Genomic DNA, 26035 nt, shown 5'->3' on the forward strand with positions numbered 1-26035 from the left:
TTAAAATATTAATAATGAAAATGTTTACTTTCTTCAATAAACGGATTGCGTTTTGCTAATAACGGAGCTTTTGTTAAAGCTGTGAAAGTTACCCAAACAAATAATCCAAAGAAGAATAATAACGAACCTATTTCTCCTGCACCGATAAACCATCTATCACCTACTGTTGCCGGCATAATCATATTGAAGAAATCAATATAGTGACCCAACAAAATCACAATTCCAGCCATTACAATTATCCAAGTAATACGTTTGAAATCGGTATTGATTAAAATCAATAACGGGAAAACAAAGTTCATAACCAACATACCAAAGAATGGTAAGTTGTACTGTTCAATTCGAGTAATGAAATAGGTAACTTCTTCCGGAATATTTGAATACCAAATCAACATGAACTGTGAGAACCACAAATAAGTCCAGAAAACACTAATACCGAACATAAACTTGGCTAAATCATGTATATGACTGGTGTTTACGTATTCTAAATATCCTTGAGATTTAAGGTAAAGCGTTGTAAGAGCAATTACTGTAATTCCACTCACAAAGAACGATGCAAAAACATACCATCCGAAAAGGGTAGAAAACCAGTGAGGGTCTACAGACATAATCCAGTCCCAAGACATAATAGATTCAGTAACAATAAAGAATACTAAAAATGCAGCCGAAATTTTGAAATTCTTTTTATAAAAAGTATTGTCATTGGCTTCATCTTGAGCTAAACAATTTTTTCTAGAGAAATAACGATACAAATTCCAACCTATAATAAAAATAGCGGCTCTAATTAACCAAAAATATTCATTTAAATAGCCTTTTTTACCATTAATTAACTTGTCAAATTTTGGACTTTCAGGATTTACTAAATCCGGATCCATCCAAACAAACAAATGATTAAAATGAAAAGCCGAAAATACCAACAGTATGAAAAACAGGATTGACCCTACAGGCAAATAGGCTGTTAAACCTTGCATTACTCTGAATAAAACAGGGGACCAACCGGCTTGTGCGGCATTTTGTATTGCATAGAATGCTAATATACCTAAAGAAATCAACATGAAAAACAAAGCTGCAACATACACTGCTGCCCAAGGCTTATTTTGTAATTGATGAAGCACATGTAATAAATGTTCTTCATCATGAGCATGTGCATCTCCTGCATGTGTATCAGCTGCATGTGCGTTGTGACCATGATGTCCATGGGCCTCTTCTGCAGCTAATATTTTTTCAACATCTGCAGTAGTTTTAGGTGCAGAAATGAAGCTATAACCAATTCCCAATAGTCCTACAAACATTAGAACAAAGGAAAAAACTTTTAATTTATTTGAAATGGTATACATATCTATACAATCTGAATATTCAATTATTATAATTTACTTTTTAGTTGTAGAACGTAATCAGTAACTAACCAACGCTCGTGTTGAGAAAGCTGATTGGCATGTGAACCCATAGAATTTAAACCATAAGTTATAACATGAAAAACACTTCCTTCGGTAATAGGTCTATCTGCATAACTAGGTACACCTAAAAACTTTTCTCTTTCAACTAATTTGCCTTTACCATTTCCTTGATCTCCATGGCAAATGGCACAATAAATACCGTACAATTCTTTACCTTTTGCTATCTCTTTGTCAGAAATTGAATCTAAAGGAGATTTTAAATTGGCTTTAGCTAACTCATATCCTGCAGTTGAATTTTCGTAATCGTAAATCTCAAAACCTCTTTTAACTGTTCCCAGAGGCGGTTCTTGAGCCGTTTGCCCTTCGATTTGATTTTCACCCGTAAAGGCACTTGATTCTGCATATGTCTCGTAACCTACAGACTCATACATATTTGGAAAAAACTGATAATTTGGCTTCTTTGAATCAAAACAAGAAGTTACAGTTAGCGACAAACCAACTAACATGGCTATTTTAAATAAGCTTTTCATAATATATTATTAATGCTTTTCTACTACTTTAATTTCAACTGCACCGGTATTTTTCAAAAAAGATGCTAGTTCTTCTTCATTATCGTGAACCGAAACTTCCATCAAGAAATGATCGTCCGTTGTTCTAACATCTGGATTTTCAGCTTGTTTGAAAGGCCATAATTTACTTCTCATATAAAAAGTTATAACCATTAAGTGAGCTGCAAAGAAAACGGTTAACTCAAACATAATAGGAACAAAAGCCGGCATATTTTCTAGATAACTAAAACTAGGTTTTCCACCAATATCTTGAGGCCAATCTTGAATCATAATGTAGTTCATCATCCAAGTAGCAAAAGATAAACCTACCAAACCATAAAGAAAAGAGGCAATCGCAATTCTTGTTGGAGCCAATCCCATAGCTTTATCCAAACCGTGAACCGGAAATGGAGTATATATTTCTTCAATGTGATGATGAGCTTTACGCGTTTCTTTTACAGCATCCATTAGGATGTCATCATCATTATATAGTGCTTGTATAACTTTAGTACTCATAATTAGGATATATCTTAGTGATTATGATCGTGACCTTCTAATTCTCTTTTCTTTTTATAATTTTCTCCAGATGATTTCAAGATTGTTTTTACTTCAGCTTGAGCAATCACTGGGAAAGTTCTAGCGTACAATAAAAATAGAACAAAAAAGAAACCAATAGTACCAATATAAATTCCAATATCAACAAAAGTTGGAGAGAACATGGTCCATGACGAAGGCAAATAATCTCTGTGCAATGAAGTAACAATAATTACAAAACGTTCAAACCACATTCCGATATTTACCACAATCGAAATTATAAAAGAGAACATAATACTAGTTCTTAATTTTTTTGACCACATGAATTGAGGTGAAAACACATTACAAATCATCATCGCCCAATAAGCCCAAGCATATGGTCCGGTTGCTCTGTTCAAGAATGCATATTGCTCATACTCTACGCCCGAATACCATGCAACAAAAAGCTCCGTAATATAGGCCACACCTACAATAGAACCTGTAATCATGATTACAATGTTCATCAATTCTATATGTTGTATAGTAATGTAAGCTTCAAGATTTGAAACCTTTCTCATAATGATGAGAAGGGTGTTTACCATGGCAAAACCAGAGAAGATAGCTCCAGCAACGAAGTAAGGAGGGAAAATAGTAGTATGCCAACCCGGTATTACTGACGTTGCAAAGTCAAATGATACAATGGTATGTACTGATAATACAAGAGGCGTTGCTAATCCGGCTAATACTAATGAAACTTCTTCAAAACGTTGCCAATCTTTTGCTCTACCACTCCAACCGAAAGATAGTACAGAGTAAATTCTTTTGGTAAAAGGCGTTATAGCACGGTCTCTTAACATAGCAAAGTCAGGTAACAAACCTGTCCACCAGAAAACTAATGATACAGACAAATAGGTTGAAATTGCAAATACGTCCCAAAGTAAAGGAGAGTTAAAGTTTACCCACAAAGAACCAAATTGGTTTGGAATAGGTAATACCCAATAACCTAGCCAAGGGCGACCCATGTGAATGATTGGGAATAAACCTGCTTGCATTACTGAGAAAATTGTCATTGCTTCTGCAGAACGGTTGATAGCCATTCTCCATTTTTGGCGGAACAAAAGCAATACCGCAGAAATTAATGTTCCGGCATGACCAATACCAACCCACCATACGAAGTTAGTAATATCCCAAGCCCAACCAACAGTTTTGTTTAATCCCCATGTACCAATACCGGTAGAAATGGTGTAAATCATACAGCCCAATCCCCAAAGAAAAGCGGCTAATGCGATTGAAAAAACAATCCACCATTGTTTATTGGCTCTCCCTTCAACAGGGGCAGCTACATCTACTGTTACATCGTGATAAGTTTTATCACCTATAACTAAAGGTTTTCTAATGGGTGCTTCGTAGTGAGACGACATAATCCTTTATAGTATTTCTTATTAATTTAAATTTTTAACTAGGTATTTCTAACTTTTACGTGATAGAAAACATTTGGTTTAGTTCCAACATGCTCCAACAAATGATACATTCTATCATCTTGAGCCAATTGTGCTACTTCGCTTTCCTTATCATTAACATCTCCAAAAACCATAGCTCCAGTAGAACAAGCATTGGAACAAGCCGTTTGGAATTCAGCATCAGTAACCGGGCGACCTTCTTTTTTAGCCTTTAAGATAGAGGCTTGAGTCATTTGGATACACATAGAACATTTCTCCATAACCCCTCTTGAACGAACATTTACATCTGGATTTAACACCATACGACCTAAATCGTCATTCATATGGAAATCAAATTCGCTGTTTTTGTTGTACAAGAACCAGTTGAAACGACGTACTTTATAAGGACAGTTGTTGGCACAATAACGGGTACCTACACATCTGTTGTATGCCATATGATTTTGACCTTGACGGCTATGCGAAGTAGCTGCTACAGGACAAACTGTTTCACAAGGGGCATGATTACAATGTTGACACATTACAGGTTGGAAAGCAACTTGAGGGTTATCAGATGGATGTTCCATTTTTCTGAATCCACCTAAAGATCCCTTGGTTTCTTGATCACCAGAAATAAATCCAACTAAATCCAAGCCATCAAACTCTTCTTTTTTCTTATTATCCCCTTCAAATGTATCTTCTGAAGAATAATATCTATCAATACGCAACCAGTGCATATCTCTACTTCTTCTAACTTCTGATTTACCTACTACAGGAACATTGTTCTCTGCATGACAAGCAATCACACAAGCACCACAACCGGTACAAGCATTTAAATCTATCGATAAATTAAAATGATGCCCAACACTTCTATCAAAGCTATCCCATAAATCTACTTTGGATGCTTCAATAGGTTTGTGATCTATAGATACCATAGCTGGTGTATTCCAAACTTTTGGATCTTTTTCGGCTCTAAATATTTCTAAAGTAGTTTCCTTTATAATATCGCCTCTACCCATTAATGTTTTTTGCAATTGTACACAAGCAAACTCGTGTTCTCCACTTTCTAAAGTAAGTGTTGCAAATTGTGTAGAATTAAAACCTTTGTATAAAGAATAAGCATTAACTCCAACTTGCATAGCTTCTTTTAAAGAAGCTTTTTTACCATATCCTAATGCCAAACCAATTGTTCCTTTAGCTTGACCCGGCTGAATGATTACAGGTACTTTTTCTATTTTAGAATTTCCTACAGTTACTGTTACATAACTTCCGTTTAAACCTCCATTTGCAACATTATAGTTTTTTATTCCTAGTTGATCTGCATCGGCTTTTGAAACGGTTAGGTAGTTATCCCATGAAACTCTGGTTATTGGGTCCGGAAATTCTTGCAACCAAGGATTATTGGCTTGCTGTCCATCTCCCATTCCGGTTTTAGTATATAAATTCAATTCAAAACCATTTCCGGCTTTAGATTGTGCTAAAGTAGCTGCAGCAGCCGAAAAATCTACAGATGAACTAGAATTTGAGAAAGTTGTTCCTGAAACAAATACACCATCATGTAAAGCTTGGCTCCATGACTTCCCAGTTAAAATTCCATTTGTCCAGGTATCTTTTAAATAATCAAAATAGGTTTTGTCACTTCCATTCCAAATTAACAAATTATCTTGTAATTGGCGAGTACTGAACAGTGGTCTTATGGTAGGTTGTACTAACCCATAATTACCTTTTACAAACTCTACATCACCCCAACTTTCTAAATAATGAGGTGCCGGAGCAGCGATAGAAGCTATAGATGCCGTTTCATCTTCTTTCATGGAAATGGCAACCGATAGTTTTGCTTTTTTCAATCCTTCTGCAAAAGAAGTTCCATCAGCCAGAGTATAAACCGGATTTACACCACTCATAATAAGCGTGTGTACTTTACCGCTTTTCAAATCAGAAACCAATTGAGCTACGGCTTGATTTGAACCTTTTCTAATTTGACGGGTTTGATTCGGATTGAAAGCTTCACTGTTTAGTTTGGCATTAATTGCCAATACCAACAATTGAGCATTTTTATCATCGATTCCGGATACTAAAACACCTTTAGAACCGGATTGATTTAATTGTTCTGCAATTTTAACAATCTCTGCTTCGTTGTTTAATTTACCTACAGAAACCGGAGTACCTGTAATTAAACTGAAAATTTTCACTAATGCTAATTTTTGCTCAGCAACAGACATCGGGTATCTTTTATCAGCAGCAGCACCGGAAAGGGTCATGTTGGCCTCAAGCTGAATGTGCTTTGACATTTTTCCTTGTTTTGGAATCCTACCTTGAGCATAACCTTTGTCGTAACCACCACCTTGCCAATCTCCTAGAAAATCAGCTCCAACGGAAACTATTGTAGATGCTTTTGAAAAATCGTATTCTGCTAAAGCTCTTTCTCCATAAACTGCTTCAAAGGCATCTAAAGCCTCTGACGAAGAAACAGCATCATATATAACGTGTTTTGCGTTAGGATTATTGGTCAAAAATTCACTTATCAATTTTGAAGTAGAAGGACTTGCCAAAGTACCGGTTAACAAGACTACTGAAGCATTTGAAGCTTTTGCTTCTGCCAAACTAGCTTTAACCTTAGCATCTACTTCGGTCCAAGATGTATCTTTTTGATTGAGCTTTGGCTGTTTTAAACGCAAGTTGTCATACATAGACAACACAGAGGCATGCACTCTTGCGTTTGCACTAAAAGTAGCTCCTTCAATGGTGTTGTTTTCAATTTTGATAGGACGTCCTTCACGGGTTTTCACCAAAATAGATGCAAAATCAAATCCGTCGAACATAGAAGTTGCATAATAGTCTGCTATTCCGGGAATGATTTGTTCTGGTTGTACTACATAAGGGATTGATTTGATTACAGGCCCCTCGCAAGCTGCCAAAGTAGCTGCAGCAGTACTAAAACCTACGTACTTTAAGAAATCACGTCTTGTAGTTGAAGACTCTGATAAAGATTCTTTATCGCCTAAGAATTCGTCAGTTGGGATAGGCTCCACAAACTCGTTATTTCTTAACGTCTCAACAATAGAACTATTTTCATTTAGCTCTTCAACACTTTTCCAGTATTTTTTGTTTGATGACATACTGTATATATATTAGCTTCTTAATAAATTAATTAATAGTGACATTTTCCACATTCTAAACCTCCCATATCGGCAGCAGTCAATTTTTCTTTGCCATATTTTTTAGAAAGTTCTTCGTGAATTTTTTTGTAATATTCATTATCTTTCAACTTCACCTCGGTTTCTCTGTGGCAATTGATACACCATCCCATGGTTAACGGAGCATGTTGTTTTAAAACCTCCATTTCTTCAACCGGACCGTGACAAGTCTGACATTCTATACCACCAACTGTTACGTGTTGAGCGTGGTTAAAGTAAACCAAATCGGGCAAGTTGTGTATACGAACCCATTTTACTGGCTTCGTATTTCCGGTATATTTTTGATTGGCTTTATCCCAACCTACCGCATCATACAATTTTTGAATTTCATCATTGTAATTTACACCGTATTGATTTCCTTCTGCTAAGGTAGACTCTGCTACTTCACTTATGTTTTTATGACAATTCATACACACATTTAAGGAAGGTATGTTAGAATGCTTACTTTCTCTTGCCGCAGAGTGACAGTATTTACAATCAATACCATTGTCACCGGCGTGAATTCTGTGCGAATAATGTATAGGTTGAATAGGCTCGTAACCTTGATCTACACCAATTTGCATAAACCAACCGTAAACAAAATAAGCACTCGCCAACAAGAAGAAAATAACTGTTACCAAAACCAAAAATTGATTTTTAGCAAATGCTTTCCAAATTGGAAGTGATTTTTCGGATTTAACAACCTCAATGCCGTTTGCTTTAGCAATACGAGATAATACATTATTAACCAAGAACAACATGACTACCAGCATAGCTAATACTAAAGCCAAAGCCCCTAAAATAACTTCATTTGAAATTCCGCCTGATTGAGCTGTTTCTGTTGAAGGTCCGGGTGTGGCAGCTACAGCCGGAGCAGCAATTGGCTCCATGGTGTAAGCAATGATATTATCAATATCTGCATCAGACAACTGAGGGAATGCCGTCATCGGCGACTGGTTGTACTCGTTGAAGATTTTGTTAGCTCTTTCGTCTCCGGATTTAATTAATTCCGCACTGTTACGAATCCATTTGTACAACCATTCTTTCTCATATTTATCTCCTACGCCACGCAATGCAGGTCCAGTCATTTTGGCATCCAATTTATGACAGGCCGCACATTGTGCATTGAACAAAGCTTTTCCTGCAGCAGCGTCGCCAGAAGCAGTTGCCACAGGTGCGGCAGCAGCATCAGCAGCCGGAGCAGCATCTTGAGCAAAGATTTGAATTGAAAAAGTTAGCATTAAAGCTAAACTAAATTGAAGTACTCTGGAAATCGAATTATGGTTACCCACCTTTTTCATATAAGTAGTTATAATTTGTCGACTAATTTTTGGTATGATTTTTTCTATGGCTTCGAAACAAAACTTACATTTTATTCAAAACTCCGACAAAAATACGACTTATGAACTATTCTCAAAACCTTAAAATAACCATATTTTGTAATTTATAATAATTCTAAATAATTTTTTTAGTTTTGTTTTAGCCCATAAGCTGTACATTTGTATTAAAATCAATTCATTATGCCTTACACGAAATTTAAAACCCTTTTTAAACTGGTCATTTTCACTTTTATTTTAGGAATAAATTCTTTGGCTATCAGTCAAAATGTTACCCTAGAACAAGATCCTAATTTTGAACAATTGTTAAACGAAAAAAGGAAGATAAACGCCTCAATTACGGTAAATGACAGATGGAAAATTCAAATTTTTACAGGCGACAACGAAAATGCAAAAAAAGCATTATTAGCTTTTCGTAAAGAGGTAAAAACATATGATGCAACTATTGTTTTTCAAACTCCGGTTTATAAAGTTTGGGTTGGTAATTTTAAAACAAGAATAGAAGCAGAACGCAATTTAAAGGAGCTAAAAATTAAGTATCCAACTGCGTTTTTAATTAAACCGAATAAATAAAAAATCCCGATTTTTCAATCGGGATTTTTTATTATTTTAATTTCTTTTTGACTTCTACTTGCTGGAAGCATTCTATCAAATCGTTGATTTCAATATCGTTGTAGCCTTTAATTTGCATACCACAATCATAGCCTTTGGAAACTTCTTTTACATCGTCTTTAAAACGTTTTAATGCGGTTAACTCACCGGTGTATATAACTACACCTTCACGGATTAATCGTATTTTGGCATTTCGAATAATTTTTCCGTCAACAACCATACATCCGGCAATGGTTCCTACTTTTGATATTTTGAATGTTTCACGTATTTCAGCTGTTCCTGTAATTTCTTCTTTAAGTTCCGGAGACAACATCCCTTCCATAGCATCTTTCAAATCGTCTATAGCATCATAGATGATAGAATAGGTTTTGATATCAATTTCTTCTTTATCTGCCAATTGTTTTGCGTTACCTGCAGGACGCACATTGAACCCAATGATAATTGCATCGGATGCAGAAGCTAATAAAACATCGGATTCGGTAATTGCACCAACCCCTTTGTGAATAATCTTAATTTGAATTTCTTCGGTTGATAATTTTGAAAATGAATCCGAAAGTGCCTCTACAGAACCATCTACGTCTCCTTTCAAAATAATGTTTAATTCTTTAAACTGACCTAATGCAATACGTCTACCTATTTCGGCTAAAGTAATATGCTTTTGAGTTCTAACCGATTGTTCACGCATAAGTTGAGAACGTTTGGCCGCTATTTGTTTGGCTTCTCGTTCGTCTTCAAACACATTGAATTTATCCCCTGCAGTAGGTGCACCATCAAGTCCTAAAATAGAAATTGGAGTAGACGGACCAGCCACTTTAACACTATTGCCGCGTTCATCATGCATGGCTTTAACTTTACCATGGTTTTTCCCCGCTAAGACATAATCTCCAATTCGTACTGTACCTGCTTGAACTAAGACGGTAGAAATATACCCTTTTCCTTTATCTAAAAAGGCTTCAACTACAGTTCCAACTGCTGGTTTATTTGGATTCGCCTTAAGATCTAGCAATTCAGCTTCTAATAATACTTTTTCCAATAATTCTTTTACACCATTACCCATCTTAGCCGAAATATCATGAGATTGAATTTTACCACCCCAATCTTCAACTAATAAATTCATTCCGGCAAGTCTTTCTTTAATTTTATCCGGATTAGCATTAGGTTTATCTACTTTGTTAATGGCAAAAATCATAGGAACCCCGGCAGCTTGAGCATGACTGATAGCTTCTTTGGTTTGCGGCATGATATCATCATCTGCAGCAATTACAATGATTGCAATATCGGTTAATTGAGCTCCACGTGCCCGCATCGCGGTAAAAGCTTCGTGACCCGGTGTATCTAAAAAAGTAATTTTTTGACCGTTTTCAAGAGTTACACCATAAGCACCAATATGCTGTGTAATCCCTCCGGATTCTCCAGCAATTACATTGGTTTTACGAATGTAATCTAACAACGATGTTTTACCGTGATCTACGTGACCCATAACTGTTACAATGGGTGCACGATGAACTAAATCTTCTTCTTTATCTTCAACAATTTCGATAGCATCTTCAATATCTGTTGTAATAAACTGAACTTCATATCCAAACTCATCTGCAACTATGCTTAAAGTTTCGGCATCTAATCGTTGGTTCATGGTAACCATAATACCAAGTGACATACAAGTACCAATAACCTTAGTGATAGGAACATCCATCATAGTCGCAATTTCTCCTACGGTAACAAACTCGGTTACTTTCAAGATTTTACTACCTTCTTCGATAGCTTTTAATTCATCATCTGTTCTTTGACGATGTGAATCTCTTTTATCACGTCTGTATTTGGCGGCTTTGCTTTTATTTCCTTTACCTTGAAGTTTTTCTAAGGTTTCACGAATTTGCTTTTGTACTTCTTCTTCTGTTGGCTCTACTTTGGCCACAATAGCAGGTCTTGCTCCTTTATTAAAACCGGGTCGATTTTGTTGTGGAGGTCTATTCCCTGAATTGGCATTAGCTGAATTTGGGGCCCCAGGACCACCAGGCTTGGTAGGAATTCTTTTACGTTTGTTTTTATTAGCCTCATTATTAGAAGCTTGCCCTTGATTTGCCGATTTGGGCTGAATTTTAGGCTCTTCTTTTTTCTTTTTCGGCTTTTCAAACTGAGATAAATCAATTTTTTGACCGGTAATTGTAGCACCAGTCAATTTTTGATATTGGGTTTCAAACTTTTCTTCACCTGTTGGAGTTGTGGTTACTTCCGGTGTAGATTTTTTGGGAGCTTCAGCTGCTTTGTTTTGAGCCACAGGAGCTTCTTCTACCGGCTTAATTACCTCTGCTTTTTCTGTAACTTTAGGTGTTTCTTGAACTACTGGTTGAACAGGTGCTTCTGCAACAGGTTCTTCCGGTTCTGCCTGAACCGTTTTCTTGGGCTCTAAATCAATTTTACCTATTTGTTTGGGACCCGTAACTATGGCTTTTGCCTTAATAACTTCAAGTCTTTGACGTTCTTCTTCTTGCTTTTTTTGAAGCTCCAATTCACGTTCTCTTTCCAACCTTAAAGCCTCTTTCTCTTTACGTTTTTCTTCGCTAACTTCTTTGGAAGCTTCTTTATTCCCTTTATCGCCGGCAAATTGATTGCAAAGAGTTTCATACACTCCTTCAGAGATTTTAGTATTTGGACTGGCTTCAATAGCAATACCTTTATCCTTTAAATACTCAACGGCTCTCTCTAAAGAAATGTTTAATTCCCTTAAAACTTTATTAATTCTTATGTTCTTTTCTTCAGACATATATTTTTTTTAGTGTGTTCTATTTGGTTTGTTTTTAGCTTTCAAACTCAGATTTCAGAATTTTCATAACTTCCATAACCGTTTCTTCTTCCAAATCGGTTCTTCTTACTAAATCTTCAACGCTGTGTTTCAAAATACTACGGGCTGTATCCAAACCGATTTTTGCAAATTCATCAATTACCCATCCGTCTATTTCATCTGAAAACTCAGTTAATTCGACATCGTCTTCTTCTTCGGCTACATTTCCTTCTCGGATAACATCTAAATCATAACCGGTAAGTAAACCCGCCAATTTAATATTGTGGCCTCCTCTACCTATGGCTTTAGAAACCTCATCCAATTTTAGATACACCTCAGCTCGTTTCTTATCTTCATCAATTTTTATAGAAGAAACTTTGGCAGGACTTAAAGCTCTGGTAATAAACAACTGTAAATTGTTGGTGTAATTAATTACATCGATGTTTTCGTTTCCAAGTTCTCGTACAATACCATGAATTCGAGAACCTTTCATTCCCACACAAGCTCCTACAGGATCTATGCGATCATCATATGAATCTACAGCCACTTTCGCTTTTTCTCCGGGGATGCGAACTACTTTTTTGATTGTAATTAACCCGTCAAAAATTTCAGGAATTTCTTGTTCAAATAATTTTTCTAAGAACTTTTCTGAAGTTCTTGACATGATAATTTGAGGCTTGTTCCCTTTTAATTCAACACTTTCAATAATTCCTCTTACATTATCTCCTTTTCTAAAGAAATCTGATGGAATTTGTTTTTCTTTTGGCAATACAATTTCGTTTCCTTCGTCATCTACCAAAATAACCACACGAGGTCTAACATGATGAACTTCGGCAGTGTAGATTTCTCCGATTAAATCTTTAAATTGTTTGTACAAATTAGTACTATCGTGCTCATGAATTTTAGAAATTAGATTTTGACGCAATGCCAAGATAGCTCTTCTTCCCAAATCTATCAATTTAACTTCTTCAGATACATCTTCACCCACTTCAAAATCGGGTTCAATTTTTCGGGCTTCCGATAATGAGATTTCAGAATTTTCATCTTCAACTTCTCCATCAGCTACCACTACTCGATTTCTCCAAATCTCCATATCCCCTTTATCCGGATTGATAATGATGTCAAAATTATCATCTGAACCATATTTCTTTTTTAAGGCATTTCTAAACACATCTTCCAAAATGGCCATGAGGGTAACACGATCGATTAACTTATCGTCTTTAAACTCTGAAAATGATTCGATTAATGCTAAATTTTCCATGCTAATCTATACTGTTTTAAAATGTTATTGTCACTACTGCTTGTTTGATTTCACTGTACGGTATTTCAATTTCTTTTTGAACCGTTTCTTTTCCTTTTCCTACTTTTTTGGGTTCTCTTGCCGTCCAAGAAAGTGTTATTTTTTCATCATCTGCATTAACCAACTGGGCTTCATAAACATCTGATGCTGTATTTACTTTTAAATTTCTTCCAACATTTTTTTTGTATTGTCTAACCAACTTGAGTGGTGTTGAAACTCCGGCAGAAGCTACGTCTAAGCCAAAATCAAATTCATCTCGGTCAATATTGTGTTCAATCGCTCGGCTTACATCCATACAATCTTGTAGGGTTACACCATTATCTCCGTCTAACACAATAGTTATTTTGTTTGACTCGGTTATAGTGAAGTCAATCAAAAACAAATTGGGCTTTTGGTCTAAAGCCGATTGAAGCAATTCGGTTACTTTATTTTTAAATGTCATATTTTTATAAAAAGAGGGGAGCTATGCTCCCCTCATTATTCATTTTTAAGCAAATAACGGGGCAAATATAGTGTTTTTTTTTAAATTTGAAAAATCATTGTTAAGTGATAAAAAAAATTGTACCTTTATACTTTAATTTAACCAATATAAAAACAAACATTTTTACCTCCTTTTATGAAAAAAATCTTAATTCCAACCGATTTCTCAGAACATGCTGAATATGCTTTAAAAGTGGCCGCACAAATTGCCCGCAAACATAACGGGGAAATTATTTTACTTCATATGCTAGAATTGCCTCATGAGACTGGTGACGCTGTTTCAAGTGGACATGCACTTCCTGAGATTATGTTCTTTAAGAATGCCGCAATAGCCAAACTTGAAAGTTTAATGGATTCTGATTATTTGGAAGGTTTGAAAGTATCTGAAATCATTCAGTTTGAAATGGCTTTTGACGGTATATTAAACTTAATTAAGAAGAATGATGTAGATTTAATTGTTATGGGTTCTCATGGAGCTAGTGGTTTTAAAGATATGTTCATTGGTTCAAATGCCGAAAAAGTAGTGCGTTACTCTGATGTTCCTGTTTTAATTATCAAAAAAGAGCTTCCAGAATTTCATATCCAAAAATTTGTTTTTGCCTCTGACTTTACTGAAGAAGTTAACAAACCTTTTGAAAAAGTTGTAGAAGTAGCCAATAAATTTGGAGCAGAATTGAACTTGGTTATGATTAACACGCCAAACAATTTTAAATCTACTCTTGTAGCACAAGATATTATGGATAAATTTGTGGCCAAGTTTAACATTAACAGCTATTCAACTCACATTTTTAATGACGCCAACGTTGAAAAAGGAATTTTAAATTTCTCCAATAGCATAAACGCTGATTTGATTGGTATGTGCACTCATGGCAGAAAAGGACTGTCGCACTTTTTCAATGGAAGCATAAGTGAAGACTTAGTAAATCACTCGGTTAAACCGGTAATAACATTCAGAATTAAATAAGAAATCCATACAAAACAAAAAGCCCTTTTCGATGAAAAGGGCTTTTTTTGTTGGTCCACTAGGACTCGAACCTAGAAAGACGGCACCAAAAACCGTAGTGTTACCATTACACCATGGACCATCAATTGCTTGATTGCGGGTGCAAATTTATAACATTTTTTATTTAAAGCAAATATTTAATCTTTTTTTATGGCTTTTTTTTAAAAAAATTACGCCTCACAATTCTAGATTGCTGATACTTATTTTATTAATGAATTAACCCATTGGCAATCTTTAACAAATTTTTGTTAAGCTAATACGCATTCTCTAAAAAAATAGTTTCTTTGTAATTCCTAACACGTGTAGCACAAAACTAAACAAATGAAAACCTTTAATTTTAATAAATGGAATACCGCCTTAGGTTGGTTGGCCTTTACGATCGCCTTGGTAACTTTTACTTTAACCGTTGAACCTACTGTAAGTTTTTGGGATTGTGGCGAATATATTTCTACTTCAGCTAAACTACAAGTTGGTCATCCCCCGGGTGCTCCGTTATTTCAAATGATGGGTGCGTTCTTTGCCTTATTTGCTACCGACGCTTCAAAAGTTGCTTTAATGGTAAATATGATGTCGGTATTTTCGAGTGCTTTTACAATTCTGTTCTTTTTTTGGTCGTCTACCCTATTGTTACGAAACCTAGTTAGTAAATTTAAAGCGTGTACCTCAACCGATTTAATAGCCATTCTTCTAGCATCATTCATAGGAGCTTTGAGTTTCACATTTACAGACAGTTTTTGGTATAATGCTGTTGAAGCAGAAGTGTATGCCATGGCAACACTACTTATATCGCTTTTATTTTGGCTTGCATTAAGATGGGAACAGGAAATGCATTCGCCCAGAGGAAACAAATGGCTGCTTCTCATTTGTTTGGTAGTAGGTCTTTCATTTGGTGTTCACTTTATGGCACTTTTAACTATCCCTTCTATAGGATTGCTTTACTATTTTAAAAATTACAAAACCATTACAGTAAAAAATTTCATAATTGCCAATATTGTAGTAGTTGCCATATTGTTGTTTATTTTTAAAATGCTTTTGCCTTTGACCATGTCACTTTTTGGGAAAACAGAAGTTTTTATGGTTAATACTTTTGGACTTCCTTTTGACTCCGGAACTATTTTTATGACGCTAGTATTAATAGCATTCTTCTATTTTGGATTAACTTTTACTCGCAAAAAAAACTTACCACAATACCACACTTTATTGCTGTGTATTTTATTCATATTCATCGGGTTTTCTACTTGGATGATGCTTCCCATTCGTGCCAACGCAAATGTGGTAATTAACGAAAACAAACCCTCTGATGCTCGAGAAGTTTTGGCTTATTACAATCGGGAACAGTACCCTCAAAACCCTTTGTTTTACGGGCCACAATTCTCGGATATGTTTGCCGGATTAGATCCAGACGAACCCTTTTTGGACAAAGCCCCTAACTACGAAAGAGATTACAACACCGGTAAATACGTAATTACAAACAATTACAAAAATGCTACTCAAAACAACCACAACGCTCATAAAGCGATTCTTCCCAGAATGTGGAGTAGTGACCATGCTCAAAATTATATGCAGTTTACGTCTATTTTAGATTTTAAAATAGATCCGGAATATGCCCATGAACAAGAATTGGTTGATATTGTAAATCAATTTAGACAAGCTTTTAACTCCGGTAGATTGGATAACGAAGATTATATTTCTTTCTTGAAAGCCTATGGCAACTACTTAATTGTAGACAAACCTAAAACTTCGGACAATTTCAAATTTATGTTTGAATACCAATTTGGATACATGTACATCCGATATCTGATGTGGAATTTTGTAGGAAGACAAAGCGATATTCAAGGTAAATACGACAACGAAGGGAATTGGTTAAGCGGTATTCACTTTATAGATGAAATATTTTTGGGTTCGCAACAAAACTTACCCAAAGATGTTCTCGCAAATAAAGGTAGAAACACGTATTATTTTTTACCATTCATTTTAGCTCTTATTGGTATACTTTACCATTCTAAAAAAGACCTTAAAAGTTTTTATGTCCTTCTGGCTTTATTTTTGTTTACAGGTATTGCGTTAAAAATCTATCTCAACGAACGCCCTTTTGAGCCGAGAGAAAGAGATTATGCCTTGGTAGGATCATTTTATGTTTTTGCCATTTGGATTGGAATTGGTGTATATGCCATTATTGAAGCTCTTCAAAAATGGATGCAACCAAAAATTGCAATTCCGCTAGTAACCGCTTTAGCATTACTAGCTTCACCGGTTTTGTTAGCCACACAAAACTGGGATGATCATGACCGTTCCAATAAATATACCGCATTATCTAATGCGAAAGGCTATTTGGAATCTTGTGAACCCAATGCTATTTTATTTACTATTGGAGATAATGACACTTTCCCATTATGGTATGCACAAGAAATTGAAGGAATAAGAAGAGATGTTAGAGTCGTAAACACACAATTGTTTATGACGGATTGGCATATAGACCAAATGAAAGCCAAAGCCTATGACTCTGAACCTCTTCCGATTTCTTTTGATAGAAAATCGTATGTGGGTGATAAATTAGACTATTGCATCCATCATGAAATTACACAAAATCGTTGGGAATTAAAAAGTTTTCTGGATTTTATAAAAAGTGACGATCCAAACACCAAACTTGAAATGCAAAGCGGACAAAGTGTTCATTTCTTCCCAACAAATAAAATTCGATATACTATTGACAAAGAGGCCGTAATTAAAAATAAAGTGGTCTCAGAAAAATATTATGATTCCATTGTACCTTTCATGGATATAGACATCAAAGATAGAGCTATATACAAAGCCCGAATAATGATGTTTGATATCATCCAAAACAATAACTGGGAAAGACCTATATATTTTACAGGGGGAAGTTTTAGTGATGAAGATTATCTATGGATGAAAGACTATCTGCAATTGGATGGATTAGTTTACAAACTTGTACCCATAAAAACTCCGGTAGACAAAGAGAATCCTTTTGAAATGGGGCAAATAGATAGTGACAAAATGTATGACATTGTTATGAAATGGGATTGGGGTAATGGTGATAGAACAGATATATATCATGATGTAGAAACCCGAAGAAACAGCATAACCTACAGAACCAATCTTTCGCGTTTGATGTACCAATTAATTGAGGAAGATAAACTTGAAAAAGCCGAGAAAGTTATAGATTTAGCATTGACAAAAATGCCTTTAGATTTCTATGGTTATTATACCTTAGTTGAGCCTTTTGCCAGTGGATACTATGCCTTAAACAAAAAAGAAAAAGCTAGAAAACTACTGGAAAATCTTATTTATAAGTATCAAAATAATTTAAATTATTATGTAGGGCTTAAATCTACAGAACAAAATGAACGAATGATAGACATTGTAACCAATATTGAAAGATATCGTTCCTTATTACTTGTAATGAAAGATTATGAAGACTTGGATTTTTATGAAAAAAACAAACAAACCTTCAACAATTACAATAAAACATTTGAACGATTTAATCGTAAAAATCAATAAAAAAAGGAGCTTAACGCTCCTTTTTTTAAACTAAACCAAAGCATGAACTCCTTTTGGATTAAAACAAAAAAAATAACTCGTTGGATATTTCCTCATTACATTTGGAAATTAAACCCAGCCACTAAATGTGTTTATTTAACTTTTGATGATGGCCCCAATGCAGAAGTAACACCTTGGGTAATGGCCGAATTGGCAAAACATAATGCCAAAGCTACTTTTTTTTGTATAGGAAATAATATTCGAAAAAACCCTGAAATCTTTAAGGCTCTAATTCATTCCGGTCATGCCGTTGGGAATCACACCCAAAATCACTTGAAAGGATGGGAGACAACTAATTCCTTTTATTGGAATGATGTAGCCTTGTGTCAAAATGAAATTGAAATTCATTCTAATTGTATTAATAAAGAGTCCAAATTATTTAGACCTCCTTACGGTAAAATTAAACCCAGTCAATCAAAAGCCTTACGCAAAAAAGGTTTTAAAATAATCATGTGGGATGTCATTAGCATGGATTTTGATTCTAAAACCACACCCGAAAAATGTTTGAAAAATGTTTTGGAAAATGTAGAAAACGGAAGTATTATAGTCTTTCACGACAGCAAAAAAGCATTTAAGAATTTGGAATATACACTCCCAAAGACTTTAACTTTTTTATCCCAAAACGGATATCAATATGATGTAATCCAGTAATTTAAACTTGTTCTTGAACTAAACCAATTAGGGTATTCGCATCCAATTCACCAGATTGCCTCCAAACCATTTGTCCGTCTTTGTAAATCATTAAAGTTGGTAAGCCTTTAATTCGCAAAGCATCAGCCAATTCTTGGTTTTTGTCAACATCAATTTTAATAACTTTTGCTTTATCTCCCAAAGCTGCAGCTACATCTCTAATAACAGGATGCATTGCTACCGAAGACTCATTCCACTCTGTGTAAAAATCAATTAACACCGGAACCTGAGCGTTAATAAGTTCACCAAATTTTGACATAAATAGACAAATTTTATATTGAAATTAAACCTATTCTTAAATTAATATTATACAAATGTAGTATTTTTAACGAATTACACTACTTTTTCCCCTTTTTTTAGTTCAATTACTGTAATTTCAGGCCAAATTCCTACTCTTCCGGGATAAGCATGAAAGCCAAAACCCCGATTTACATAGATGTAACGTCCAAAATTATGATACAATCCGGCCCATTGTTTGTATACATATTGCACCGGACTCCATTTAACAATTCCCGGAATTTCAATTCCAAATTGTAGTCCGTGCGTGTGTCCCGAAAGTGTCAATTGAAAATGCTTTTCATCGTGTTGCACAATCTCATCCCAATGACTTGGATCGTGACTCAAAACAATTTTAAAATCTTTGTTTGTTAAACCTTGAGATGCTAATTGAATATCACCTCGTTCCCCAAACTTTCTCCCCCAATTTTCTACACCTATTAAAGCCAATTCATGTGTTCCTTTTTTGATTTTGATGTGTTCATTCATCAACAATTTAAAATCAATTTGACGATGCAAATCTTTTATTGCTGAAAAATTTGTTGCTTTTGCTTCTCGACTCGGCCAATCGATATATTCACCATAATCATGATTTCCCAAAACCGAAAACTTTCCAAAAACAGGTTGATGAATTTTCTTAAACGTTTCAATCCAAGGATGCATTTCTGAGGCATGTGTATTAACCATATCTCCCGTAAACAAAATCAAATCAGAATTTTGTTCATTTATCAAATCAATTGCATATTGAATTTTTTCCGGATCGTCAAAGCTCCCCGAATGAATATCGGAAATATGGGTAAGTGTCGTCCCATCAAAACTATCAGGTAAATCCGGGAAAAATAAAGTTTGTTTGATGACTTTGAAGTTATATTTCCCTCGAGTCATACCATATAAAAGAGATAAAAAAGGGATAGCAGCTACACCTAGTGCAACTTGACTCACAAATTTTCTTCTTTCAGGCAAAAAAGTACTTTGATTTGTATTTCCTAAAAAATGGGAAATGGTACCCGAAATAATACGATAAAAATCTTCCCCAAACATAATGGTAGTGAGAATCATTTTTGGAATGTATACCAACAACATCAATCCAAGAGTAAAAAGTGATTTGGGTGTTTGTCCCACACTCCGATCGTATTGGGAAAAGGAGTAAATAATGTAGGTAAGAATAAGGATACTAAAAATTAGATACGAATACTGCACCCATTTTATTCGTGATAAAGTCTTGAATGCCTGAAAAGCATAAACTTCGATGAGTAAAACAAAAGCTATAAAAAATAACAATCGAACTAACACACTAAATTTTTTAAGCAAAGTAACAACTATTAATGCGGATTGATTTGTATTTATTAAAAATTTAACGGATGTACCGCTTGAATAAATAGGTTCATAGTATAAAACACCTATTTCGTAAAAATTGCTGCCCCATTCAAGCAATCGTCAGATTTTTAAGATGTTTTGAAACTAATATTGTCTTCTCAAATCTTAAATAAATACTTATGAAGACAAAACTATTTTTATTACTGGCTTTTTTATGTCAAATTTCCTTAGCTCAGGTTTCAGATGCTAATTTACTAGCACATTACAACTTTGAAAATAATGGGCAAAATCAAATATCATCAAACTTTCATTTTTTAAGTGGAAATGGATTTGTTACACACTCAAGTTTTGGAAAAGTTGGTAAATCAGCTTTGTTCAATACAGACGGTATTTTTTACAATGTTTCTTTGAAAGCTTATTTTGACAACGTTACAAATCAAAGTTTTACTGTAAGTTTTTGGTCCTACCAAAGTACTGCTATTTCAAATGCAACAATCTACTTTAATATGTTTAATAGTGCTTTTATTAAAGGAAATACTGAAATTGGAATTGCAACATCAAGTACAACTACTGTTTCAAATGGTACACAAAGCCAACCATTAAATCAGTGGAATCACAATGTTTATATTTTTGATCAAGCAGAACAACGGATTAAACTTTATTTAAATGGTAATTTAGTTACAAGTATATTAACTAACTCTAGTAATTTCAATAAAAATATTGCCCAATTTTGTGTTGGAGGCGGAATTACCTCAGGTAGTTTTGATACCTCAACAAATTATAATGCTTACATGGATGAAATGTATATTTTTAATAGAGCCATTACTCCTTCCGAAATTACAGCTTTATATAACTTAGCCACTCCATCTTCTTGCCCAACTGGCAATGTAACTTTAACCACACAAGCAGAAGTAAATGCCTTTGTGGCTCAATATCCAAATTGTACAGAAATTAATGGTGACTTAAGTCTTGTTGGATCAGGAATTACTGATATTACTCCATTAAACCAAATACAAAGTATTTTTGGAGCTTTAGGTATAAACTCTACTGCTATAACAAATGGTAATATTTTCAACAATTTAACAGCAATTACAGGATTGATAAATATTCAAAATAATCCAAACTTAACAAATTTAAATGGTTTTAACGCTTTGGTAGATGGATTTACAGTTCAAATTAATAGTAACCCAAATTTAACCCAAGTTACTGGTTTTACATCATTAACAAACTTAGCTGGCAACTTGTCATTTATCGGTGCACAAGGGTCGCCTGTTTTAACTAATATTAGTGGTTTCTCAAATGTTCAAAACATAAGCTACTTGTTGGTGCGTTTAACAGGTCTTTCTAACTTATCTCAGCTATCTAGCTTACAATCTATTAGTGAAGGTATGTCAATTGACCAAAACCCAAATTTGACAAGTATTTCTGGATTGAGTAATTGTACAAATGCTGTTGACGGAGGAAATTCTAGACCTTTTAGAATTTTCAGCAACCCTCTATTGGAATCGCTTGATGGCATTAATTTTTCAAACGTTACAAATTCTTTCGATGTTCAAATATATAATTTACCTTTAGTTCAAAATTTTAATCAATTAAGTTGTTTGCAAGGTAGTTTTCCTTTTGTTAATATAAGAGACATGCCTCTTTTACAAAACATAAATGGTCTATTAAATATTTCTGGAATAGATAATTTGAATTTAGTAAACTTACCTCTAGTTACTTCTTTACCTAATTGGAATCTCAGCTTATTAAACAGTGTAATATTAAATAATCTGCCAAATCTGAATTCAATTTCATCTTTAATTGGAGTTACATCTATGGGGAGTAACAGTCAGACAAATGCAATTAATATAAACAGTTGTTCTCAATTATTAAATTTAAATGGGTTAAATAATGTTTCTACATTGAATAACAAGTCTATAAATCTAAACATGAACAATGCTTTACTTGACATTTCTGCTTTAAATAATCTTAATGTAAATACTTTAAACGGGTTGACTGTTACCAATAATTCAAATTTATCTACTTGCAATGAAACTTGGGTTTGCGATAGATTAGCACTAAATACGACCAATGTATTTTTAGCAGGGAATGCCACAGGTTGTGAAAACACTAGTGTTGTTCAAACAGCTTGTAATCCTGATCCATGCCCACCAAGCAATGTAACTTTTACAACTCAAGCAGAAGTTTCTAATTTTCTTGCTCAATATCCTAATTGCACACAAATTAATGGAAACTTAACTGTAGACGGCTGGGATGTTACAAACTTGAGCAGTTTAGGAAACCTTACGAGTATTACTGGAGATATGAACTTATACGGTGTAAATAGCTCAGCTAATTTAACTGGCTTACAAAGCATTACCACAGTGGGAGGAAAAGTTTATATAGAATTTCAAAGACCAAATGTTGATTACCTATCTGGACTAACATCTGTTGGAGGATTAGTGGTTGCTGGTGCTGGCATAACAAACTTGAATGGCTTATCAAATATTACAGGTCATATTCCGGGTAATTTAGAAGTATTTAACAATCCTATGACCAATCTAACTGGACTTAACAACATTACTTCTGTTGGAAATGATTTATTAATTAATTTTATGCATGGTTTAACAAACCTCACTGGTTTAAACAATATCACTTCTATAGGTAAAAGTTTGATAATTCATTTCAACAACAATTTAACTTCACTAGATGGATTAAACAACCTAACAACCATTGGAGATATTAATTTAATTAATTCTGGCTTCTCATTAAGAGGAAACTCATTATTAACAAATATTAGTACATTAGAAAATGTTTCTAATATAGTAAGAGGTTTTAATTTATGGGATAATGCTAATTTAACTAATTGTGCAATTGCTCCTGTTTGTAATAAACTAGCAAACTCAACAACAAACATAACATTAACCGGAAATGCCACAGGTTGCGAATCAATTGCTGTTGTTCAAGCCGCTTGTGACACCTTATCAGCATCAGATTTTGAATTAGAATCCAATTTGAAAATTTACCCAAATCCGTTTAACTCTCAAATTACATTTGATTTAGGAAACTCTTACGAAAATATTACAGTTCTAATTTACGATATCACAGGAAAACAACTGTATCAAAATTCGTTTTCTGGAAACCAACTTGTGATTAACAATTTAGGCAACTTCCCTTCTGGGATTTATGTAGCCACATTAACTACTGAAAACGGGACTTCGATAATCAAAAAAATAGTAAAATAAAGTAGTAGTTTTTTTCAAAAGCTGGGTTGTAGCGATTTTCACTAGCCCAGCTTTAATCTAGTTAGCCTATGAAAGTATACTCATTTTTTATCGTATTAAGCCTGCTTTTTGGGTCTTGTAAAAATGAAAAAGCAACATCCTATGAAATTTCAAATCCTAACAAGTTTGAAAAAGATTGGTCATTATTCCAAGATGCAGTAGTTAACAAAACGGCATTTGACTGGAATACTTTTGTTGAAATTGAAGGTCAATTGGGAGAGGATTACATTTACTTGTTTGAAAACCAGGAAGCCATCGAAGTACTAAAAAAAACAAAATACAAAGACCTTTACGATGCCACACTTTTCAACGAACCCATCAAACAGTTAACCATTGGCACTTTTGATGAGTTTAGCCAACCCGAAGGCTACGTATTTTATTTCAAAGAAACCGATAGAGGACTTAAGTTAATAGGTTTCGAATCACTTTAAACTAATCACTAAAATTAAAATCATGAGAAAAATTAATGCTACAACTTACCTTTTAATGGTTTGTTTTGTTTTAGGAAATGTCCCATTCTCAAACGCTCAATTACTAAAAAAATTAAAAGAAACAGCTTCGGGAAAAACAGAATCTTCCGGTTCTTCAAAAGGAAGTTCCAATATGATTGGTGCGTCTGAAATTAACGATGAGTTTAAAACCGATGAATTGGGTTTAAATGGCATTTATTATGCTCAAACCAATAAAGGAATCACAAAAAACAAATTCGAATTTGAAATTTGTAAAGACAAAAGCAAAGCCAAAGGAGCCGAAAATATGCCCGGATGTATTTCCTTTAAATACGAAATTCCTGAAACCAATTCTACCATTTGGAGAAATACCGTTCACAATGACGGTTATGCTCATCCTGAAAGTTTACTTAGAATCCAAAAGTTATATTTTGATGGCAGAGGATATGGCGATATGTTTCAAATTGAGTCGGGTGTAATCTTTATGTCAGCATCTAATTGGAAAGGTGTAATTATAGGCACTGAACCGGCTTTTAAACGAGAGGATTTTGACTTAAAATCTTACATTAATAGCGGAAGTTTTTATGTTAAAAACAAAGAAGATTTGAAAAAATGGACGTATTCAGCAGAAATTGAAGAGAAAGTAAAAAATGCTATGACTGAATCTATGGAGACTATCAATAGCATTTACTCTGAAGTAGAAGGCAAAAGAAATGCAAATAATGAAATGCCATCAATGGGTAAATTGAACACTAAATTTATTCAAGACAGAGCCTTAAAAACCTACAAAGAAAAATACGATCCCATCAATAAAGGGTGGACACATGATTACATGTATGTTCACGGAAACGAATGGGTAAACAAGAAAAAATACTTACCAAACGGCCAACTGGTAGAATCTCACCGTGAATTACACGTAGTAATTGTTAGAAAAAACCCACAAGGACAATGCAAAGCCGATTTAATGTATTATGTTGAAATCTTTGAAAACGGCAAATACGATGCAGAAAACGGCAAAGTAACCGGCCCTGTTTCTTACATGGGAATGCCTGGTGGATATTTACCCTGCGAAAAAGCAGCAGCTTTTAAGTCTAAATTGGCCAAATAAATTCGATTGGATTGGGTTAAAAGAGTGTATTCTAAAATGATGCACTCTTTTTTACAATTTATTCCGTTCAAACAAATCGAGTAATTGTTGTTTTTTATCCGAAGAAATGGATAACATATCGCCGTTATCCATGACCACCGTACCACCATCTTGTTTCATGATTTTTTGAATGCGATTGTAATTGATTAAATGACTTCGATGAATGCGAAGAAAGCTACCCATTTGTTCCAATCGTTCAAAATCGGCAATTTTTTTTGTTACAGTAATTTTCTTGTTATCGGTTGTAATAAAATGCGTATAAGAGCCATCGGCTTTTAAATACAGAATATTTTCCAACAACAAAAAAGTGAGTCCGTCTCCGGTTTGTAAGGCTACTTTCTTGTAATGTGGTTCTTCCAAATTTTCTTGCAAAACCTTAATGTTATTTATTTTATTCTCTTTTACCTTATTCAACGCTCGTTGTAAAGCTTCCAGTCGAACGGGTTTTAAAATATAATCGGCTGCCGAAAGTTCAAAAGCATTTACCGCATATTCGCTGTAAGCCGTAACAAAAACCACTTTAAAACGAATTTCATTATCGTCTAAAAACTTAAACAATTCTAAACCCGAATATCCCGGCATCGAAATATCCAAAAAAACCAAATCGGGTTGGTGTTTGTGAATCGATTTCACAGCACTTGGCACATCTATACATTCTTCTAATATAGTTACCTCGGGGAAATTTTCTTCCAAAATTCCGCGTAGTGCTAATCGAGCATTTTTTTCATCATCTACAATAATCACATTCATA

General features: G+C 34.4%; 19 protein-coding genes and 1 tRNA gene. 7 read left to right on the forward strand and 13 right to left on the reverse strand.

Features of this window, described 5'->3' with window-relative positions; all coding sequences use genetic code 11:
* Nucleotides 1-8: 8 nt before the first annotated feature.
* The 6 genes from V7M80_RS00005 to V7M80_RS00030 are packed head-to-tail and all read right to left on the reverse strand — an operon-like array spanning nucleotide 9 to nucleotide 8368.
* On the reverse strand, nucleotides 9-1334 hold the full coding sequence (locus V7M80_RS00005) for a quinol:cytochrome C oxidoreductase (protein WP_333693114.1): 1326 nt from the start codon (nucleotides 1332-1334) through the stop codon (nucleotides 9-11).
* A 26-nt stretch (nucleotides 1335-1360) separates the two neighbouring features.
* Nucleotides 1361-1924, reverse strand: coding sequence for a c-type cytochrome (locus V7M80_RS00010; RefSeq protein WP_333693115.1), 564 nt, complete (start codon nucleotides 1922-1924; stop codon nucleotides 1361-1363).
* Nucleotides 1925-1933: 9 nt separating this feature from the next.
* Nucleotides 1934-2458 carry a DUF3341 domain-containing protein gene (locus V7M80_RS00015; RefSeq protein WP_333693116.1) on the reverse strand — a complete coding sequence of 175 codons (525 nt, stop codon included), beginning with the start codon at nucleotides 2456-2458 and terminating at the stop codon, nucleotides 1934-1936.
* 14 nt (nucleotides 2459-2472) lie between these two features.
* Nucleotides 2473-3876: an NrfD/PsrC family molybdoenzyme membrane anchor subunit gene (nrfD, locus tag V7M80_RS00020; protein ID WP_333693118.1), complete on the reverse strand. Its 1404-nt coding sequence runs from the start codon at nucleotides 3874-3876 to the stop codon at nucleotides 2473-2475.
* A 38-nt stretch (nucleotides 3877-3914) separates the two neighbouring features.
* Entirely contained in the window at nucleotides 3915-7010 is a 3096-nt protein-coding gene (locus V7M80_RS00025) for a TAT-variant-translocated molybdopterin oxidoreductase (RefSeq protein ID WP_333693120.1), read from the reverse strand.
* Nucleotides 7011-7042: 32 nt separating this feature from the next.
* Nucleotides 7043-8368, reverse strand: a complete 1326-nt coding sequence (locus tag V7M80_RS00030) for a c-type cytochrome (RefSeq protein WP_333693121.1) — start codon at nucleotides 8366-8368, stop codon at nucleotides 7043-7045.
* 219 nt (nucleotides 8369-8587) lie between these two features.
* On the opposite strand from V7M80_RS00030, the gene V7M80_RS00035 reads away from it, so the two are divergent.
* Nucleotides 8588-8977 carry an SPOR domain-containing protein gene (locus V7M80_RS00035; protein WP_333693123.1) on the forward strand — a complete coding sequence of 130 codons (390 nt, stop codon included), beginning with the start codon at nucleotides 8588-8590 and terminating at the stop codon, nucleotides 8975-8977.
* A 31-nt stretch (nucleotides 8978-9008) separates the two neighbouring features.
* Here the strand turns inward: V7M80_RS00035 and infB are convergent, their stop codons facing one another.
* The 3 genes from infB to rimP are packed head-to-tail and all read right to left on the reverse strand — an operon-like array spanning nucleotide 9009 to nucleotide 13540.
* Nucleotides 9009-11780, reverse strand: a complete 2772-nt coding sequence (gene infB, locus V7M80_RS00040; protein ID WP_333693124.1) for a translation initiation factor IF-2 — start codon at nucleotides 11778-11780, stop codon at nucleotides 9009-9011.
* A gap of 34 nt (nucleotides 11781-11814) precedes the next feature.
* On the reverse strand, nucleotides 11815-13059 hold the full coding sequence (gene nusA, locus V7M80_RS00045; protein WP_333693125.1) for a transcription termination factor NusA: 1245 nt from the start codon (nucleotides 13057-13059) through the stop codon (nucleotides 11815-11817).
* A 16-nt stretch (nucleotides 13060-13075) separates the two neighbouring features.
* Entirely contained in the window at nucleotides 13076-13540 is a 465-nt protein-coding gene (gene rimP / locus V7M80_RS00050; protein WP_333693126.1) for a ribosome assembly cofactor RimP, read from the reverse strand.
* Between the two features lie 174 nt (nucleotides 13541-13714).
* On the opposite strand from rimP, the gene V7M80_RS00055 reads away from it, so the two are divergent.
* Nucleotides 13715-14542 carry a universal stress protein gene (locus V7M80_RS00055; RefSeq protein ID WP_333693127.1) on the forward strand — a complete coding sequence of 276 codons (828 nt, stop codon included), beginning with the start codon at nucleotides 13715-13717 and terminating at the stop codon, nucleotides 14540-14542.
* Between the two features lie 50 nt (nucleotides 14543-14592).
* Here V7M80_RS00055 and V7M80_RS00060 read toward each other — a convergent pair.
* Nucleotides 14593-14663: transfer RNA gene (locus V7M80_RS00060), tRNA-Gln, on the reverse strand.
* Between the two features lie 239 nt (nucleotides 14664-14902).
* On the opposite strand from V7M80_RS00060, the gene V7M80_RS00065 reads away from it, so the two are divergent.
* Together V7M80_RS00065 and V7M80_RS00070 are read left to right on the forward strand one after the other, a co-directional pair.
* The gene (locus tag V7M80_RS00065; protein ID WP_333693128.1) at nucleotides 14903-18100 is read left to right on the forward strand and encodes a DUF2723 domain-containing protein; all 3198 of its coding nucleotides are present in this window, start codon (nucleotides 14903-14905) and stop codon (nucleotides 18098-18100) included.
* A 42-nt stretch (nucleotides 18101-18142) separates the two neighbouring features.
* Nucleotides 18143-18790 carry a polysaccharide deacetylase family protein gene (locus V7M80_RS00070; protein WP_333693129.1) on the forward strand — a complete coding sequence of 216 codons (648 nt, stop codon included), beginning with the start codon at nucleotides 18143-18145 and terminating at the stop codon, nucleotides 18788-18790.
* A 1-nt stretch (nucleotide 18791) separates the two neighbouring features.
* On the opposite strand, the gene V7M80_RS00075 is transcribed toward V7M80_RS00070, so the two are convergent.
* Both V7M80_RS00075 and V7M80_RS00080 read right to left on the reverse strand, forming a co-directional pair.
* Nucleotides 18792-19088 carry a thioredoxin family protein gene (locus tag V7M80_RS00075; RefSeq protein ID WP_333693130.1) on the reverse strand — a complete coding sequence of 99 codons (297 nt, stop codon included), beginning with the start codon at nucleotides 19086-19088 and terminating at the stop codon, nucleotides 18792-18794.
* 74 nt (nucleotides 19089-19162) lie between these two features.
* Complete coding sequence (locus tag V7M80_RS00080; protein WP_442902331.1) at nucleotides 19163-20398, reverse strand: metallophosphoesterase; 1236 nt, start codon at nucleotides 20396-20398, stop codon at nucleotides 19163-19165.
* A gap of 203 nt (nucleotides 20399-20601) precedes the next feature.
* Here V7M80_RS00080 and V7M80_RS00085 point away from each other — a divergent pair, with 203 nt between their 5' ends.
* The 3 genes from V7M80_RS00085 to V7M80_RS00095 all read left to right on the forward strand — a co-directional run bounded on the left by V7M80_RS00085 (nucleotide 20602) and on the right by V7M80_RS00095 (nucleotide 25245).
* Nucleotides 20602-23649 (forward strand): LamG-like jellyroll fold domain-containing protein, encoded by a 3048-nt coding sequence (locus V7M80_RS00085; RefSeq protein ID WP_333693132.1) that lies wholly within the window; start codon nucleotides 20602-20604, stop codon nucleotides 23647-23649.
* Nucleotides 23650-23717: 68 nt separating this feature from the next.
* The gene (locus V7M80_RS00090) at nucleotides 23718-24119 is read left to right on the forward strand and encodes a hypothetical protein (protein WP_333693133.1); all 402 of its coding nucleotides are present in this window, start codon (nucleotides 23718-23720) and stop codon (nucleotides 24117-24119) included.
* Between the two features lie 22 nt (nucleotides 24120-24141).
* Entirely contained in the window at nucleotides 24142-25245 is a 1104-nt protein-coding gene (locus V7M80_RS00095; protein WP_333693134.1) for a hypothetical protein, read from the forward strand.
* A gap of 51 nt (nucleotides 25246-25296) precedes the next feature.
* Here V7M80_RS00095 and V7M80_RS00100 read toward each other — a convergent pair whose 3' ends face one another.
* Nucleotides 25297-26034 (reverse strand): LytR/AlgR family response regulator transcription factor, encoded by a 738-nt coding sequence (locus tag V7M80_RS00100; protein WP_333693135.1) that lies wholly within the window; start codon nucleotides 26032-26034, stop codon nucleotides 25297-25299.
* Nucleotide 26035 lies beyond the last annotated feature (1 nt).

The sequence above is a fragment of the Flavobacterium sp. genome (assembly GCF_036759525.1).
In the GTDB taxonomy this organism is placed as follows: domain Bacteria; phylum Bacteroidota; class Bacteroidia; order Flavobacteriales; family Flavobacteriaceae; genus Flavobacterium.

What these genes read in the sequence shown, in the direction of transcription:
- V7M80_RS00005 (WP_333693114.1), bottom strand. Translation starts at nt 1,334, where the DNA reads ATGTATACCATTTCAAATAAATTAAAAGTTTTTTCCTTTGTTCTAATG.
- V7M80_RS00010 (WP_333693115.1), bottom strand. Translation starts at nt 1,924, where the DNA reads ATGAAAAGCTTATTTAAAATAGCCATGTTAGTTGGTTTGTCGCTAACT.
- V7M80_RS00015 (WP_333693116.1), bottom strand. Translation starts at nt 2,458, where the DNA reads ATGAGTACTAAAGTTATACAAGCACTATATAATGATGATGACATCCTA.
- nrfD (WP_333693118.1), bottom strand. Translation starts at nt 3,876, where the DNA reads ATGTCGTCTCACTACGAAGCACCCATTAGAAAACCTTTAGTTATAGGT.
- V7M80_RS00025 (WP_333693120.1), bottom strand. Translation starts at nt 7,010, where the DNA reads ATGTCATCAAACAAAAAATACTGGAAAAGTGTTGAAGAGCTAAATGAA.
- V7M80_RS00030 (WP_333693121.1), bottom strand. Translation starts at nt 8,368, where the DNA reads ATGAAAAAGGTGGGTAACCATAATTCGATTTCCAGAGTACTTCAATTT.
- V7M80_RS00035 (WP_333693123.1), top strand. Translation starts at nt 8,588, where the DNA reads ATGCCTTACACGAAATTTAAAACCCTTTTTAAACTGGTCATTTTCACT.
- infB (WP_333693124.1), bottom strand. Translation starts at nt 11,780, where the DNA reads ATGTCTGAAGAAAAGAACATAAGAATTAATAAAGTTTTAAGGGAATTA.
- nusA (WP_333693125.1), bottom strand. Translation starts at nt 13,059, where the DNA reads ATGGAAAATTTAGCATTAATCGAATCATTTTCAGAGTTTAAAGACGAT.
- rimP (WP_333693126.1), bottom strand. Translation starts at nt 13,540, where the DNA reads ATGACATTTAAAAATAAAGTAACCGAATTGCTTCAATCGGCTTTAGAC.
- V7M80_RS00055 (WP_333693127.1), top strand. Translation starts at nt 13,715, where the DNA reads ATGAAAAAAATCTTAATTCCAACCGATTTCTCAGAACATGCTGAATAT.
- V7M80_RS00065 (WP_333693128.1), top strand. Translation starts at nt 14,903, where the DNA reads ATGAAAACCTTTAATTTTAATAAATGGAATACCGCCTTAGGTTGGTTG.
- V7M80_RS00070 (WP_333693129.1), top strand. Translation starts at nt 18,143, where the DNA reads ATGAACTCCTTTTGGATTAAAACAAAAAAAATAACTCGTTGGATATTT.
- V7M80_RS00075 (WP_333693130.1), bottom strand. Translation starts at nt 19,088, where the DNA reads ATGTCAAAATTTGGTGAACTTATTAACGCTCAGGTTCCGGTGTTAATT.
- V7M80_RS00085 (WP_333693132.1), top strand. Translation starts at nt 20,602, where the DNA reads ATGAAGACAAAACTATTTTTATTACTGGCTTTTTTATGTCAAATTTCC.
- V7M80_RS00090 (WP_333693133.1), top strand. Translation starts at nt 23,718, where the DNA reads ATGAAAGTATACTCATTTTTTATCGTATTAAGCCTGCTTTTTGGGTCT.
- V7M80_RS00095 (WP_333693134.1), top strand. Translation starts at nt 24,142, where the DNA reads ATGAGAAAAATTAATGCTACAACTTACCTTTTAATGGTTTGTTTTGTT.
- V7M80_RS00100 (WP_333693135.1), bottom strand. Translation starts at nt 26,034, where the DNA reads ATGAATGTGATTATTGTAGATGATGAAAAAAATGCTCGATTAGCACTA.